Origin of the sequence: Pseudomonas sp. NFIX28 (assembly GCF_900107395.1) — a bacterium.
Lineage (GTDB): Bacteria > Pseudomonadota > Gammaproteobacteria > Pseudomonadales > Pseudomonadaceae > Aquipseudomonas.
This window is the reverse complement of sequence record NZ_FNPW01000004.1, coordinates 160,474-175,490: the sequence shown is the minus strand read 5'-3', so window position 1 is coordinate 175,490 and position 15,017 is coordinate 160,474. Positions and strand designations below refer to the sequence as shown.

The 15,017-nt window shown below is 47.6% G+C and carries 14 protein-coding genes; 13 read left to right on the top strand and 1 reads right to left on the bottom strand.

The genetic code is table 11. The features are described from left to right. The first annotated feature begins 105 nt into the window (after window positions 1-105). The 5 genes from BLV20_RS09555 (at window position 106) to BLV20_RS09535 (ending at window position 6,253) form a co-directional block, all read left to right on the top strand. A complete protein-coding gene (locus BLV20_RS09555; protein ID WP_092300230.1) occupies window positions 106-1,137 on the top strand; it encodes an LPS O-antigen chain length determinant protein WzzB in 1,032 nt (343 codons plus the stop codon). 675 nt (window positions 1,138-1,812) lie between these two features. After that, window positions 1,813-3,126, top strand: a complete 1,314-nt coding sequence (gene wbpA, locus BLV20_RS09550; protein WP_092300227.1) for a UDP-N-acetyl-D-glucosamine 6-dehydrogenase — start codon at window positions 1,813-1,815, stop codon at window positions 3,124-3,126. 80 nt (window positions 3,127-3,206) lie between these two features. Next, complete coding sequence (gene wbpB, locus BLV20_RS09545; RefSeq protein ID WP_092300224.1) at window positions 3,207-4,157, top strand: UDP-N-acetyl-2-amino-2-deoxy-D-glucuronate oxidase; 951 nt, start codon at window positions 3,207-3,209, stop codon at window positions 4,155-4,157. Between the two features lie 421 nt (window positions 4,158-4,578). Next, window positions 4,579-5,169 (top strand): UDP-2-acetamido-3-amino-2,3-dideoxy-D-glucuronate N-acetyltransferase, encoded by a 591-nt coding sequence (gene wbpD / locus BLV20_RS09540; RefSeq protein WP_092300221.1) that lies wholly within the window; start codon window positions 4,579-4,581, stop codon window positions 5,167-5,169. Further along, a complete protein-coding gene (locus BLV20_RS09535; protein ID WP_092300218.1) occupies window positions 5,162-6,253 on the top strand; it encodes a DegT/DnrJ/EryC1/StrS family aminotransferase in 1,092 nt (363 codons plus the stop codon). Before wbpD ends, BLV20_RS09535 begins: the two co-directional genes overlap by 8 nt. On the opposite strand, the gene BLV20_RS30900 is transcribed toward BLV20_RS09535, so the two are convergent. Then, the gene (locus BLV20_RS30900) at window positions 6,230-6,643 is read right to left on the bottom strand and encodes a hypothetical protein (protein ID WP_139192691.1); all 414 of its coding nucleotides are present in this window, start codon (window positions 6,641-6,643) and stop codon (window positions 6,230-6,232) included. The two genes, BLV20_RS09535 and BLV20_RS30900, sit on opposite strands and share 24 nt — an antisense overlap. A 273-nt stretch (window positions 6,644-6,916) precedes the next feature. On the opposite strand from BLV20_RS30900, the gene BLV20_RS09530 reads away from it, so the two are divergent. Genes BLV20_RS09530 through BLV20_RS09495 form a run of 8 tightly spaced genes read left to right on the top strand, consistent with a single transcriptional unit; the run spans window position 6,917 to window position 15,015 of the window. After that, window positions 6,917-8,278 carry a polysaccharide deacetylase family protein gene (locus BLV20_RS09530; protein WP_175540164.1) on the top strand — a complete coding sequence of 454 codons (1,362 nt, stop codon included), beginning with the start codon at window positions 6,917-6,919 and terminating at the stop codon, window positions 8,276-8,278. 7 nt (window positions 8,279-8,285) lie between these two features. Then, window positions 8,286-9,662, top strand: a complete 1,377-nt coding sequence (locus BLV20_RS09525; RefSeq protein WP_256577725.1) for a hypothetical protein — start codon at window positions 8,286-8,288, stop codon at window positions 9,660-9,662. Continuing rightward, entirely contained in the window at window positions 9,659-10,267 is a 609-nt protein-coding gene (locus tag BLV20_RS31925) for a CatB-related O-acetyltransferase (RefSeq protein WP_305883258.1), read from the top strand. Before BLV20_RS09525 ends, BLV20_RS31925 begins: the two co-directional genes overlap by 4 nt. Continuing rightward, window positions 10,264-11,406 carry a glycosyltransferase family 4 protein gene (locus tag BLV20_RS09515; RefSeq protein ID WP_092300209.1) on the top strand — a complete coding sequence of 381 codons (1,143 nt, stop codon included), beginning with the start codon at window positions 10,264-10,266 and terminating at the stop codon, window positions 11,404-11,406. Before BLV20_RS31925 ends, BLV20_RS09515 begins: the two co-directional genes overlap by 4 nt. A gap of 12 nt (window positions 11,407-11,418) precedes the next feature. Further along, window positions 11,419-12,555 carry an N-acetyl sugar amidotransferase gene (locus BLV20_RS09510; protein WP_092300206.1) on the top strand — a complete coding sequence of 379 codons (1,137 nt, stop codon included), beginning with the start codon at window positions 11,419-11,421 and terminating at the stop codon, window positions 12,553-12,555. After that, a complete protein-coding gene (hisH, locus tag BLV20_RS09505) occupies window positions 12,552-13,166 on the top strand; it encodes an imidazole glycerol phosphate synthase subunit HisH (RefSeq protein WP_092300203.1) in 615 nt (204 codons plus the stop codon). Before BLV20_RS09510 ends, hisH begins: the two co-directional genes overlap by 4 nt. A gap of 1 nt (window position 13,167) precedes the next feature. Beyond that, complete coding sequence (locus BLV20_RS09500; RefSeq protein ID WP_092300200.1) at window positions 13,168-13,950, top strand: AglZ/HisF2 family acetamidino modification protein; 783 nt, start codon at window positions 13,168-13,170, stop codon at window positions 13,948-13,950. A 30-nt stretch (window positions 13,951-13,980) separates the two neighbouring features. After that, window positions 13,981-15,015: a polysaccharide biosynthesis protein gene (locus BLV20_RS09495; protein WP_092300197.1), complete on the top strand. Its 1,035-nt coding sequence runs from the start codon at window positions 13,981-13,983 to the stop codon at window positions 15,013-15,015. Window positions 15,016-15,017: the final 2 nt, after the last annotated feature.

Here is a 15,017-nt window from a genome sequence, read left to right as displayed (position 1 = left end):
GTTTCACAGGGGTAGGCAGTAACTGATGTTCTTTACGTTTTTGCTGTGGTTGTTGTAGCTAATGAAAAGATGAAAAAGCCTATAATTTGAACGGAACCAATCGTTATGTTGAGTAATTCGAGTTCGCCTGTGGGTAGTGATGAGGTGGATCTGCGGGCGCTGTTTGATGGTTTGTGGCTGCAGAGGTGGTTGATTTTTAGTATTGCGGCTGTCGCAACTTTGATCGCTTTATGTTATGCCTTGCTGGTGGCGCCGGTATATGAGTCAAAGGTCTATGTGATTCCGCCAACTCAAAATGAAATTGCGAACTTTAATTATGGCCGAATTAGTGAGACGGGATTATCTGCTTTTACGGTGAAAGATATTTACTCTGTATTTCTTGTTGAGTTGCAATCTGAGTCTCGGTTGCGAGCTTTTTTTAATGAGGTATATTTGCCGGGGTTGGGCGGTGGAGAGCAGAAGCGCTCAGAGGAGGCGTTGTATGCCGACCTTGTAAAAGCATTGACAGTGTCTTCTCGAGGGGCTGATCGTTATCAGGTCGCCATTCAAGGTGCTGATCCGGACAAGATCGCGCTTTGGTTGAGGGAGTATGTGGTCGGAGCGGCCAAATCTGCCAAAATGGAAATATTAAAAAATATTAATCGAGAGGCTGAAGTGCGTGCTCGAGATGTTGGGCAGCAAATTTCAGTACTACGTGAAAGTTCCGAAAAAAAGCGAGAAGACTCCATTGCTCGGTTGCGTGAAGCTCTTACTGTTGCAGATAAGATCGGGTTGGAGGTCTCACCTGCTGTAACGGGCGGAATTCTGATTGAAATGCAAAAAGAAGGAGTGGGGCAGGAGCTCTATATGCGAGGGGCTAGGGCGCTAAGGGCTGAGATTGCTAATCTTGAGAAGCGAGCATCTCAAGATCCATTTACAGACTCCTTGAGAGAGCACGAAGCCCGTTACCATTTTTACATGTCGCTAACAGAGTTCAGCCCTCGCGATGTTGAGGTGTATCGTATGGATGGTGTCATAAAGCCATCCGATAGGCCTGTTAAGCCTCAAAAAGAGATGATCGTATTGATAGGTCTTCTTTTGGGTGTCATTGCTGGTTTTAGTATTGCGCTGCTGCGGATTTCATTTCGCAGGGCATGACCTGAGCGGGGAAGGGGGTAAGGAGCGGTGGCGGTTTTGAAAATTCAAGGTGGTTTGCTGATGGCTGAGGTGCCACTAAGTCGCATCTGATGACATAGCATAAAACGTTATGATTCAAGCTAAGGATGCAATAGCATAGAGAGTACAAATGATTTGGTCGATTCACATTCCCTTGCGTGCGGCATTGGAAAATGCGGCGCGCAGCGTAATTTTGGACGTCTCAACTCATTTTTTGCGAATTAGACCGGCCTCGAGTCTGTATAGGCTTACGTTTAGCCGTTACATTTGCGTATTTGCAGCACGAGACTGGCGGGAATCCTCGATTAATTCTCGTTTGGCATTCAGGAATAACCTGATTTCTGGTTATAATTTTCGCATACGCGTTCTGCTGTAGCGAGGTGGTAGAGGTCTGTGGGCGCATCAGGTAAGTCATTCGATAGCCTTTGTTGGTCTGCTTGCCGGAAATGAGGTGGCCGGTGATGATGAGTGAGTCTACCGCTGGTCGTAAAGGTGCCTTGGTCCGAGCGAGACTCTCAGGTTTTTGGGAGGGGCGCTGGCTTGACTTGTGTTCGTGTAGCTAGGAGCGGGTGGGAATCAGTTACCTGGGTTACTTGGAGCGGTCCGGAATTTATCATTTAAACAAGTTTTTACCTTTCTTGAGTCGGAGTATTACTGATGCACCTGCAGAAACAGGCCAGTGTCGCCAAGTTCAAAAGTAAAGAGGCATTGATTGGGATTGTAGGTCTCGGTTATGTGGGGCTGCCTTTGATGCTTCGTTACAATGCTATTGGCTTTCGTGTGCTCGGTATTGATATCGACAGTCACAAGGTAAGTAAGCTCAATTCAGGCGAGAGCTACATTGAGCATATTCCATCAAGTAAGATTGCCCACGCCTGCAAGAGCGGTTTCGAAGCAACTGTTGATTTTAGTCGTGTATCGGAATGTGATGCGCTGATTCTTTGTGTGCCGACGCCGTTGAACAAGTATCGTGAGCCGGACATGAGCTTCGTTATCAATACAACGGATGCGATTAAGCCTTATTTGCGTGCCGGTCAGGTAATTTCGCTGGAAAGTACGACGTATCCGGGAACTACTGAGGAAGAGCTTCTTCCGCGTGTTCAGGAAGGTGGGCTGATTGTCGGTAAGGATATATTCTTGGTATATTCGCCTGAGCGTGAAGATCCTGGAAATCCTGATTTTGAAACACGTACAATCCCTAAAGTTATTGGTGGTGATACCCCAGAGTGTCTGGAAGTTGGTGTTGCTCTGTACGAGCAGGCAATTGATAAGGTCATATCAGTAAGCTCAACGAAAGCTGCCGAGATGACCAAGCTCCTCGAAAATATTCATCGGGCAGTTAATATTGGTTTGGTTAACGAGATGAAAATTGTCGCTGACCGCATGGGTATTGATATTTTTGAGGTTGTGGATGCGGCTGCGACCAAGCCGTTTGGTTTTACTGCCTATTATCCGGGGCCTGGGTTGGGCGGGCACTGCATTCCAATTGACCCATTTTATCTGACCTGGAAAGCACGTGAGTATGGACTGCATACCCGGTTTATTGAGCTTTCTGGTGAGGTCAACCAAGCTATGCCCGAGTATGTTGTTAGTAAGCTTGTGGATGGGCTGAATGAGCATGGCAAGGCATTGAAGGGTAGTAAGATCTTGGTGCTGGGCATTGCCTATAAGAAGAATGTTGACGATATGCGCGAGTCACCTTCTGTAGAAATCATGGAGTTGCTAGAAGCCAAAGGCAGTTGTATTGCTTATAGTGATCCGCATGTTCCAGTATTTCCGACCATGCGTGAACATCACTTCACTCTTAGCAGTGAGGCGCTGACTGCGGAGAATATCGCTTCTTACGATGCAGTAGTCTTAGCCACGGATCACGATAAGTTTGACTATGAGTTGATCAGAGCCTCTGCGCGTCTGATTGTCGATAGCAGAGGTAAATATCGCACTGCTGCTGCTCATATTATCAAGGCTTGATATATATTTATCGAGATTTCAGCTCCGGCCATTTTTCAAGAGCTTGGTTGGGGGCTGTCCTTCAAAAGGAATCTTGCTTTATGAAAAAATTCGCACTGATCGGTGCCGCCGGATACATCGCTCCACGCCATATGCGTGCGATCAAGGACACTGGCAATGTATTGGTTTCAGCTTATGATATCAATGATTCTGTAGGTATTATTGATAGTATATCCCCGGATAGTGAATTTTTTACTGAGTTTGAGCGTTTTCAGGAGCATGCATTTCGTCTAAAGCGCGATCAACAAACTTCACTTGATTATATTGCTGTCTGCTCCCCGAACTATTTGCACCATGCTCATATTTCTGCAGGCTTGCGCCTTGGTTGCGATGTCATTTGTGAAAAGCCACTGGTGCCGAGCGTGTCGATTCTTGATGAGCTCGCAGTTGTTGAGAGAGAAACTGGTTCGCGTGTTTTCAATATCCTGCAATTGAGACATCACCAGGCTATCCTTGATCTTAAAGCCAAGGTGGCGCGAGAGAATAGAGCGCAGAAATATGATGTTGAACTTACCTATATCACTTCGCGAGGTAAGTGGTATATGGAGAGCTGGAAAGGGGATCCCCGTAAGTCGTTTGGCGTCGCAACTAATATTGGTGTTCATTTTTACGATATGCTTCACTTTATATTTGGAAAGTTGCAGCGCAATGTTGTGCATTTTTCCAGCGACTATAAAGCGGCTGGTTACTTGGAGTATGAAAAGGCGCGGGTGCGTTGGTTTTTGTCTATTGATGCCAACGATCTTCCTGCATCGGTGAAAGGTAAGAAGCCAACTTATCGCTCAATCACCGTAGGCGGTGAAGAAATGGAATTTTCTGAAGGTTTTACTGACTTGCATACCACCAGCTACAAGGAGATTTTGGCTGGTAGAGGATATGGGTTAGAAGATGCGCGGCACTGTGTTGAAACAGTTGATGTTATTCGCTCTTCACGAATAATCACTCCTTCGAATGATGAAGGTCACCCCGCGCTTGCAGGTCTAATTAGTTAAACAATTCAATCAAGCGGGGGTGGCTTTTTTAGTGCCCCGCAGTGTTTTCGATAATAGTTGCTTGGAATTGTTGTTTTTGTGTTGAGAAAAAATGTAAAAATATTTTTTCTGATCTTACTAGCGCTGGTTGATGTTTTTAGGGTTGTTTTTCTAGGTTTATCTTTCGGTTTTTTTGATGGTTGTAGGGGCTGTAGTTGTGGAAGTATTTGGCAGTAGCAGGCTTTCTCAGTAGTCGTCAATGGGGAGCTTTATTGAGTTTTTAGAAATGATGTTTCTGTACTCATGCTCTCTTTGTGATGATGGAGCTGAACTGTAAAGATGTCCAGCGTTCTAGACAGTTGAGCGTGTGTCCTCCGCAGTAGCCTTGCTGCTTCCATGCTCATCAACTCACGGTCAACCCATTGAGTATTCAGGGGCTAACATGTCGTACTATCAACATCCTTCTGCAATTGTCGATCCCGGAGCGCAGATTGGGGAGGCAACCAGGATTTGGCACTTTGTCCATGTGTGTGCTGGCGCCAGGATTGGTAAAAGTGTGTCATTAGGACAAAATACCTTTGTGGGTAATAAGGTTGTTATCGGTGATAACTGCAAAATTCAGAATAATGTTTCTGTGTACGACAATGTAACGTTGGAAGACGGCGTTTTTTGTGGCCCTAGCATGGTTTTCACCAATGTTTATAATCCCCGCTCTTTAGTCGAGCGTAAGAACGAATATCGCGATACTCTAGTAAAGACAGGGGCAACCTTGGGGGCTAACTGCACTATCGTCTGCGGTGTGACTATAGGTGCCTTTTCTTTTATAGGTGCAGGTGCGGTGGTTAACAAGTCTGTCCCGGACTATGCCTTGATGGTGGGAGTGCCTGCTCGTCAGATTGGTTGGATGAGCGAGTTCGGCGAGCAGCTTGAACTCCCTCTGCAGGGGGAGGCTCAGGCAGTATGTATCCATACAGGTGCGCGTTATGTGCTCACCGGTAACCGTATAACAAAAATGGACATCGATTGTGATTGAGTTTATTGACCTCAAAACCCAGCAAATTCGGATCAAAGACAAAATCGACGCGGCTATCCAGCGGGTGCTGGCCCATGGCCAATACATTCTTGGTCCAGAAGTAACTGAACTGGAAGAGCGGCTGGCAGCCTTCGTCGGTGCAAAATATTGTATTACCTGCGCGAACGGAACTGACGCATTGCAGATTGCTCAGATGGCGCTGGGCATTGGGCCGGGTGATGAGGTCATCACGCCGGGATTTACCTATATTGCAACGGCAGAAACAGTTGCATTGTTAGGTGCAAAACCGGTCTATGTAGATATCGATTCTCGTACATACAATTTGGATCCTTGTTTGCTTGAGGCGGCAATTACACCGAAGACCAAAGCAATCATTCCAGTGTCGCTGTATGGGCAGTGTGCGGACTACGACGCAATTAATACCATAGCTGCTCGTCATGGTATTCCTGTTATTGAAGACGCTGCGCAGAGTTTTGGTGCGACCTACAAAGGGCGTCGTTCATGTAACGTGACAACTATTTCCTGCACAAGTTTTTTCCCGAGTAAGCCGCTGGGGTGCTATGGCGATGGCGGTGCGCTGTTCACCAATGATGAAGAGTTGGCCAAGGTTATGCGGCAAATAGCGCGACATGGTCAGGATCGTCGTTATCATCACGTCAGAGTAGGTGTGAATAGCCGTTTGGATACGTTGCAAGCGGCAATTTTGTTGCCAAAGCTTGATGTTTTTGAGGACGAAATCCTACGACGCCAAACGGTGGCGGAAACGTACAGTCGCTTATTGCAGGGCTCTAGTGTTGGCGTCATACCCTTTGTTGAGTCTTACAACATGAGCGTGTTTGCTCAGTACACTCTTTGTGTTGAAGATCGTGATCAATTTCAGCAAAAGCTAAAAGGGAAGGGTATTCCAACGGCTGTTCACTACCCTATTCCACTCAACCGCCAGCCTGCTGTCGCCGATGATTCTGTTAGTTTGCCGATTGGTGATAATGTTGCCGAGCGAGTGGTCAGTCTTCCGATGCACCCCTACTTAACGGTTGAGCATCAAGAGCAAATAGTTGCGTCATTTATGGAAGATCACGGGTGATTTCCAGACACATGTCGAAAGGTTCTTTTTACGGAGTGTCATTACATTGATGGCGGGAATGGCCCTTGCCCAGGCGATTCCCGTTGCTATCGGTCCGATATTGATAAGTCTATACAGGCTAGATGAATTTGGCGTATTTGCATTGTATTTGGCAATTTTTTCAGTTTTAGCTCTGTTAGCTACTGGTCGATATGAGCTCGCCATCATGATGTCTAAATCAGAGACGACCCCTCCTTGGAGGATTTCCTCTCGCTGAATAATTTTGTGTTTAAGCGTCAAGGCATGCAGGTGCCTTGCCTGGAGGAGCTTGTCAAGCGTATTTGCAAGGCCTGTGCCGCTCGTAACTCTCGAAAAGTTTTCATCGCGGAAGATCCGGAAGGCCGTCATCATGCAGGTCTCTACATCGTTTGGGATGAAAACAGCATCTACTATCTTGGGGGGAGGTGATCCTGAGTTACGCAGCAGCGGAGCAACAAGCCTATGTATGTGGGAGGCTTCGGGAGTTACCAATCGCTTTGATTTCGGAGGGTCGATGTTGGAATCAGTAGAGTACTTTATTCGAGGGTTTGGAGCGGTTCAGATTCCTTGCTTTTCCATTACGCGAACACCCTCGAAACTCCTCAAGCTTTACTTTTTTCTTCAGGATCTCAGAGGTGAGGATTGATGGAGTGCTCAGGTTGGCCCAATGAGGCGACGCTCAATTGGATGCAAGGGATTCTCAGTGAGCGTTTTGGTCAAACCGCTCGGCTTTCCTTGGTTGGTCCCCAATGCATTCGTCTCGAATTTAATGAGCAGCAGGGGGGCATCGATTTTTGCCTGGATTCAGTAACGTTCAATCGCAGTGACTCTGACTTACCTTGTGCTACCTGGGACCCGAGGAGTGAAGGGTGGGCTCCTGTCTATTTGGACACGTTAGCTGTTCCGGGGGTTGAGGTGTTGCCTGTTCCATTATTGGAGCAGGTGAGTTCAGGTTATCGTATTCATTATGATGTGCTGGGTTTTACATATTGGATGCTGGCCCGTTGTGAAGAAGTAGGGCGCCAGGATCTCGATGAGCATAATCGGTTTCCCGCTCGATGCTCGCATGCGCATAAGTGGGGGTATCTTGATCGTCCGCTGGTGGACGAATGGCTGGCTGTCTTGGGGCAGGTTATCGGGCGTCAATGGCCGCAACTCACTCTTGAGAAGCATCTCTTTTCGATCAAGGTTTCACACGATGTGGACGAGCCCAGTCGCTATGCATTTCGTTCTGCAAAACGGTTGATACGGGCAGTTGGTGGTGATCTCCTCAAGCGTGCCGACATTGTGAGTGCGATTCGGGCGCCTATCGTGAAATTAACGAGTGGGCAGCGTTTAAGTCGTTTCGATCCGTCTAACACATTTAATTGGATCATGGATCAGTCCGAGCGTCATGGCATCGTGAGCGCATTTTATTTTATTTGTGGTCGCACGGATCCTTTGAAGGATGCCGATTATGAGCTTGAACATCCAGCGATACGCGATCTGCTTCGTACTATTCATGCTCGTGGCCATGAAATAGGTTTACACCCCAGTTACAATACCTACCTTTGTGGTGATGCCTTAAAAAATGAAGCTGAACGCTTACGTAAGGTTTGTGCTGAAGAGGGTATTGTGCAAGGTGGCTGGGGAGGGCGTATGCATTACTTACGCTGGAGTCAGCCAGTAACATTAGCGGCTTGGGAGGGGGCGGGCATGACCTACGACAGCACGCTTGGTTACGCCGAGCTTCCAGGCTTTCGGTGTGGTACCTGTCATGAGTATCAAGGATTTGATCCGGTGGCCCAGCGTGCATTAGATTTGCGCATCCGTCCTTTGATTGTCATGGATGTAACGCTGATCAGCTCCTCTTACCTTGATCTTGGTACTGGCCAAGAGGCAAAAGAGATGGTTGAGCGATTTAAAGACGCCTGTCGTTCAGTTGGAGGGGTGTTCACGTTGCTATGGCATAACTCAAACTTTATGAAGTCGCAGGAACGTTCTTTTTATTCGGATATTTTGGGGTGAATGGGCTTTGAAATATGATGCGGGTTCTTCTGGTTTGCATGAATCATGGCCGCGTATAAGGAAGTCGCGTTGTTATTTGATTTTATGTGTGTTGTTTTACTCTATTTCTATTGCTATTGGGCAAGAGTTTTATTTGTCGGTTGACCAGGCTTTTTGGGGGTTTAATAAAGTTAGCTATGATGCTTTGGCTATTGTGTTTATTTTTTTTCTAGTAGTTATTCCTTCGGTGGTGTTACCACTAACGCTATGTCGCCCATCATCGATTTTTTTGTATAGCCTTATGTTTTTTGTGTATGTGCCGGCGGTAGTTATAGCTGTATTGAATCATGATGATTCTCTGGTCAGGTATTTTTGGCTGCTTAGTGGCTTTTGCTTTGGGATGGTCTTTTGTTGTGTTGTGAGTCGTAGTGTAAGGCAGGGGGCGGATGCGCTAATAGGAAAGGCTCCTTCTCGGGGGGTGGTTCTTATTAATATTATCGGGGCGCTTGTCTGCTTTATTGCTTTGTACTCTACGTATGGTGACATTTTGGCGTTTTCAGGTCTAAGTGATATATATAGTCAAAGAGAAAAAGGCGCGGCGACCTCTCTTCTTATTGGGTACTGTCAGGTTTATTTGGCTTATGTTTTTGCGCCGGTATTGTTTGTTTGTGGGGTTTTATATAAGAGGTTTTTTTCTTTAGTGCTTGCCGTGGTAGCATTTATTTTTGTTTATATGATTACGGCGGAGCGTACTGTGATTTTACTGCCTTTTGTGCTGTTGGTTATGTGTCTGGTTTTCAGGGTGAGGGGGGGGGGTATATCCAATGTGTACTATTTGTTTTTGGGTGGTTCATTTTTAATACTATTGATTTCCTTTCTTTTTAAGTATTCATCGGTTGTGAATCAGCTTGGGGTTTATATTTTTACGAGAACTATTGCCATTCCGGGGCTTTTTGTTAGTCAGTACTATGATCTCTTTTCGCAGCAGGGTTATACATATTGGTCGCATGTTTCAGTGTTGGGGCGTCTTATTGATATTCCTGCTGCTTATGTAGCTGACGAGAAGTGGCCTGCGTTGGGGAAAATACTTGCTGAAAGGGTCTTAGGTATACAGAGTCAGTCAAACGCAAATTTTGTAGCAACCGATGGAGTTGCGGCTGCGGGGGCGGTTGGTGTTGTAGTTATCTGTATGGCATATGCAGTATGGTTACTAGTTCTGGATTGGGCCGCAAGGGGGTGGAGTAAGGTATTCCTCTTTTCTGCGCTTTTTCCATTGGCTTTTGTTTCCACGAATGGTTCCTTGTTTACCATGCTGACTTCGTTTGGTGGGTTCTATTGGATCCTGATGTTGTTGATTGATAAGTACAGATTTCACTTCGGTCTGCGTAAGGAGTTGGCTGCGTGATTGAATATTTTTTTTCGAGGGTCCTGAAAAAAGCCAGGGGTAAAGCTGTCATCGACTCCTCTATCCCCTCAACGTCAAAAGTGGAATCTGGGAGTACAGTATTGGGTACCACCTTCGGTGCGTATTCGTTCTGTGGTTATGACTGTACATTTATCAAGTGTGAGGTCGGTCGTTTTTGCTCCATTGCCAGTAAGGTAGTTGTTGGTGGGGCGCGACATCCTATGGAGTATGTTTCGACCAGCCCTGTATTTCTTTCTCATAAAGAGAGTATCAAAACAAAGTTTTCAAGGCACGAGTATCACTGGCAGCCTCGTACGGTGATCGGTCACGATGTATGGATCGGTGAGGGTGTGTATGTAAAAGGTGGCGTTACTATTGGCGTCGGTGCTGTTGTCGGTATGGGCAGTGTTGTTACCAAAGATATCCCTCCTTACGCGATTTATGCTGGGAACCCTGCTCGGTTGATTCGCTACAGGTTCTCGGAGGCGGTGATCGCTGCACTTCTAAAGAGCCAATGGTGGGAATATTCGGATGAGGAGTTACGTGCTGTGGCTCCTGATTTTAACTATCCCGAAACCTTTCTAAAGGCCCGGGGGCTGTTATGAAAATTGTACATTTGTGCCTTTCTTGTTTTTATATTGATAATTACCGTTATCAAGAGAATGAACTCGTACGGGAGCACGTGACAGCAGGGCACGAAGTGCTGGTGGTTGCCTCGACTGAAACGTATGTTGATAATTTCTCTTTAGGTTATATCTCGCCAGGTCAGTACGTCGGCAGTGACGGGGCTGAGGTCATCAGGCTTCCCTACTCGGGAATGTTTCCATTTTTTATAAAGAAAAAATTGAGGATGCACCCAGGGGTGGATTCGATACTTACTAAGTTCGCACCTGACGTTATTGTGTTTCATGGATTGTGTGGCTGGGAGTTGCTATCGGCTGTGCGCTATAAGCGTGCCAATCCGCATGTCCGCCTTTATGTAGATAGTCATGAGGATGCTAACAATAGCGCTACAGGTTTTTTATCAAGTCTTTTGCATCGTTTTTACTATCGTCCGATTATTCGTCGTTCGCTGCCATGGATGGACAAGGTTCTTTGCATCTCGCTTGAAACCATGGAATTCTGTAAGGCTGTCTACGGCTTACCCCCAAGCGCGTTGGAATTTTTCCCTCTGGGGGGGGACATCGCAGACGAGGAAACCTACCAGAGCTACCGAACCAAGCTTAGGGGGGAGCATGGGTTCGATGATCGCCATACGGTATTTTTGCAGTCCGGGAAATTTGATACGAAGAAAAAGCTTACGGAAAGCCTGAAGGCTTTCTCAAGAGTCAAATCCAAACATTTCTCGTTTCTGATCGTCGGTCAGGTGCACGAGTCGATTCAGGATGAGGTGAAACGGTTGTCGTCAGCTGACCCTCGTATTCGTTACCTGGGCTGGAAGTCCGCTGATGAGCTGTATCAATTGCTATGTGCTGCTGATGTTTACGTACAACCGGGTAGTCAATCTGCGACCATGCAGATGAGCTTGTGTGCTCGTTGTCCGGTCGTGCTTGCAGATGTTCCAAGTCATCAGCCCTTTGTCCAGGGGAATGGCTGGAAGGTTAAGTCTTTCGAGGAACAGCTCTCGGCGTTTGAGCAGATAGAACGCAACCCCACTTTGCTTCAAGGGATGTCGACTCGGTCTTGGGAGATCGCATCCGAGCTTTTAGACTATCGACGTATGGCGAAACGCCTGCTGATTTAATACGGAATTTTTATGGCGAACTATCAGATCTGTACGCAGTGCATCATGGATACGAGCGATCCTAGGATTACCTTCGATGCTCAAGGTGTCTGTGATTACTGCAACAATTTCAAGACTACCATCGAGCCAAACTGGCACACGGATCAGCAAGGAGAAGCCGAATTGATGGCTTTGGCCGAGAAGATCAAAGCCCATGGCCGTGGCAAGGATTTCGATTGCATTATTGGTCTGAGCGGAGGGTTGGATAGCTCCTATGCAGCCTATGTCGCTAAGGTAAAGATGGGCTTGCGGCCTTTACTGTTTCACGTTGATGCCGGTTGGAACACTGATCAGGCAGTGGGTAATATCGAGAAGCTGGTCGATGGGCTGGGTCTTGATTTGTACACTGATGTGATCAACTGGGAAGAGATGAAAGACCTGCAAGTGTCTTTTTTCCGCTCGCAGATCGCTGATCAGGACTTGCCACAAGATGCGGCTTTTTTCTCCGGTCTTTATAAGTTCGCGCGTGAACATCGAATCAAGTACGTACTGACTGGGGCGAATTTTTCTACGGAATGTTGTCGTGAGCCTGAAGAGTGGGGCGGTTATCCTGGAATCGATAAAACCCTTTTCAAAGACATTCACGGACGTTTTGGCAAGCGCAAGCTCAATAGCTTCCCGTTGACCGATATTTTGATTTACAAGATTTTGTATCAACGGATCTTGGGCATGGAGGTTGTCAAACCGCTAAATCTCGTTCCCTACATCAAAAAGGATGCCGAAGCAACCTTGGAGCGGCTGTACGGTTGGAAGAAATTCCAGCACAAACACCATGAGTCTCGTTTTACCCGCTTTTACGAAGACTATTGGATGCCTCGTAAATTTGGTTACGAGAAGCGACGAGCCCACTTCTCCAGCTTGATCATGACAGGTCAGCTGACCCGCGAAGATGCCTTAGAGAGAATCTCCAGGCCTGAACTGGATGAACAGTTCCTCAAGGGAGAGTTTGAGTATGTGGCAAACAAGCTTGATCTTTCTGTGGAGCAGCTCCAGGAAATTTTCGACGGCGAAAATAAAACCTATCGTGATTACCGCAACAAGCGCTTCCTCATTGGTGTCGGTTCGCGTGTAATGAGCGCCTTGGGATTGGAGAGAAGACTGTTCAGATGATCACTATCATCGATTACGGATTGGGTAATATTCAGGCGTTCGTCAATGTCTACAAACGGCTGAGTATCCCAGTGACGATTGCAAGGCAGCCGGCGGACCTTGAGGGTGCGACGCGATTGATCCTCCCGGGCGTTGGTGCTTTCGATCATGCGATGGAGCGTCTCGACGCTTCGGGCATGCGTCCGACCCTTGAAAGGTTGGTGCGAGAGCAAGGTGTTCCGGTTCTTGGGATTTGTGTTGGCATGCAGATACTTGCGTCCGCCAGTGATGAAGGTCTGTTGCCGGGACTTGGCTGGGTCAAGGGTCGAGTGAAGGCATTTGCGGATGTACCCGAGCTCAAGGGAATTCCATTGCCACATATGGGCTGGAATGATGTACGACCTTGGCCGGATGTACCGCTTTTTAAAGGCCTGGAAGAGGACGCACGATTCTATTTTCTGCACTCTTTCTTTTTCGATTGTGAAGGGGGGGCAGGCGGTATTGCCTCTGCGTCCTATGGTCAGGACTTTGTCTGTGCTGTCGCCGAAGGTAATGTGTTTGGCGTGCAGTTCCATCCCGAAAAGAGCCATCACTTTGGGGCGGCCCTTTTGAAAAACTTCGCGGAACTTTGAGATGCTCAGGCCCAGAATCATTCCATGCTTGTTGATTCAGGATGGCGGTCTGGTGAAAACCGTCCGCTTCAAGGACCCCAAGTACGTAGGGGACCCGATCAATGCAGTGAAAATCTTTAATGAGAAAGAGGCCGATGAGCTGATCGTATTGGACATTGACGCCTCGGTAAAAGGCGTTGAGCCCAATTACAAGCAAATCGCCAATCTGGCTGCTGAATGCCGTATGCCTCTTTGCTACGGCGGTGGTATCCGCACAGCTGAGCAGGCTAAAAAAATCATCAGCCTGGGGGTAGAAAAAGTCGCGATCAGCTCTGCAGCGCTAGATGATCCGATGCTGATTACCAGGATTGCCGAAGAGATCGGCCGCCAGAGTGTCGTTGTGGTCCTTGATCACAAGCCGCGTATGCTCAGCAAAAGTCAGGATGTCTGGACCCATAATGGCACGCGTAATACCAAGCGCAGCGTTCTGGAGGTCGCGTTAGAACTGCAGCAGTTGGGTGCCGGTGAGATTGTTATCAACGCCATCGAAAATGACGGGCGGATGAAGGGGTATGACCTTACCCTGGCTGCAAAGCTTCGGGAAGCGGTCAATATACCGATCACTGTTTTAGGCGGTGGCGGTTCTCTTGAAGACATGCACAGTGTCGTCGCCAAATGCGGCGTGGTCGGTGTGGCTGCTGGTAGCTTCTTCGTTTTCAAAGGCCCTTATAGAGCCGTTCTCATCAGTTATCCGAGCGATCAGCAAAAGGCTGATGTCGTCTACTCAGCCTTGCAATCGAGCTGATACTAGCTTGCATCAGATTCAGGACTCATTATGTTCAGTGGAAAAAAACTTCTCATTTCTGGCGGCACGGGTTCCTTTGGCAACGCGGTACTCAAGCGCTTTCTTGATACGGATATTGCTGAAATTAGGATATTCAGCCGTGACGAGAAAAAGCAAGATGACATGCGCAAGCGCTATGCCAACAGCAAGCTGAAATTCTATATCGGTGACGTACGAGATTATCAGAGCATCCTCAACGCGACTCGAGGGGTGGACTACATCTTTCACGCGGCCGCATTGAAGCAGGTCCCGTCTTGCGAGTTCCATCCGATGGAAGCAGTGAAGACGAATGTCATTGGCACCGATAATGTTCTCGAAGCAGCCATTCAAAATGGGGTTCGGCGGGTTGTTTGCTTGAGCACCGACAAGGCGGTTTATCCCATTAATGCAATGGGGATTTCAAAAGCCATGATGGAAAAAGTCATGGTCGCGAAGTCCCGCAATGTCGATGATACGAAAACAGTTATCTGTGGCACCCGTTATGGAAACGTCATGGCTTCCCGTGGTTCGGTGATTCCATTGTTCATTGAGCAGATCCGGGCGGGAATTCCGCTGTCGATCACCGATCCGAACATGACACGTTTCATGATGACTCTGGCCGATGCAGTCGATCTGGTTTTGTATGCGTTCGAGCATGGTAATAACGGCGATTTGTTTGTTCAGAAGGCCCCAGCAGCCACTGTCGAGACACTGGCGCGAGCCTTAACCCAGATGGTTGGGAAGCCTGAGCATCCTATTCAGATTATTGGCACTAGGCACGGCGAGAAACTGTATGAAGCGCTGTTGAGTCGCGAAGAAATGGCTTGTGCTGAGGACATGGGGGAGTACTTCCGCGTTCCGCCCGATCTTCGAGACCTGAATTACAGCAAATTTGTCGAGCAAGGTGAGGAAAAAATCTCCCGGATGGAAGATTATAATTCCCATAACACCGAACGTCTTGATGTTGCGGGCATGCAAAAATTGTTACTTAAGCTGGATTTTATCCTAGCTATCCAGCGTGGCGAACATGCTACGCCAGAGGAGTGAAG

What these genes read in the sequence shown, in the direction of transcription:
- BLV20_RS09530 (WP_175540164.1), top strand. Translation starts at nt 6,917, where the DNA reads ATGGAGTGCTCAGGTTGGCCCAATGAGGCGACGCTCAATTGGATGCAA.
- BLV20_RS09510 (WP_092300206.1), top strand. Translation starts at nt 11,419, where the DNA reads ATGGCGAACTATCAGATCTGTACGCAGTGCATCATGGATACGAGCGAT.
- BLV20_RS09555 (WP_092300230.1), top strand. Translation starts at nt 106, where the DNA reads ATGTTGAGTAATTCGAGTTCGCCTGTGGGTAGTGATGAGGTGGATCTG.
- hisH (WP_092300203.1), top strand. Translation starts at nt 12,552, where the DNA reads ATGATCACTATCATCGATTACGGATTGGGTAATATTCAGGCGTTCGTC.
- BLV20_RS09500 (WP_092300200.1), top strand. Translation starts at nt 13,168, where the DNA reads ATGCTCAGGCCCAGAATCATTCCATGCTTGTTGATTCAGGATGGCGGT.
- BLV20_RS09515 (WP_092300209.1), top strand. Translation starts at nt 10,264, where the DNA reads ATGAAAATTGTACATTTGTGCCTTTCTTGTTTTTATATTGATAATTAC.
- wbpD (WP_092300221.1), top strand. Translation starts at nt 4,579, where the DNA reads ATGTCGTACTATCAACATCCTTCTGCAATTGTCGATCCCGGAGCGCAG.
- wbpA (WP_092300227.1), top strand. Translation starts at nt 1,813, where the DNA reads ATGCACCTGCAGAAACAGGCCAGTGTCGCCAAGTTCAAAAGTAAAGAG.
- BLV20_RS30900 (WP_139192691.1), bottom strand. Translation starts at nt 6,643, where the DNA reads ATGATGACGGCCTTCCGGATCTTCCGCGATGAAAACTTTTCGAGAGTT.
- wbpB (WP_092300224.1), top strand. Translation starts at nt 3,207, where the DNA reads ATGAAAAAATTCGCACTGATCGGTGCCGCCGGATACATCGCTCCACGC.
- BLV20_RS09495 (WP_092300197.1), top strand. Translation starts at nt 13,981, where the DNA reads ATGTTCAGTGGAAAAAAACTTCTCATTTCTGGCGGCACGGGTTCCTTT.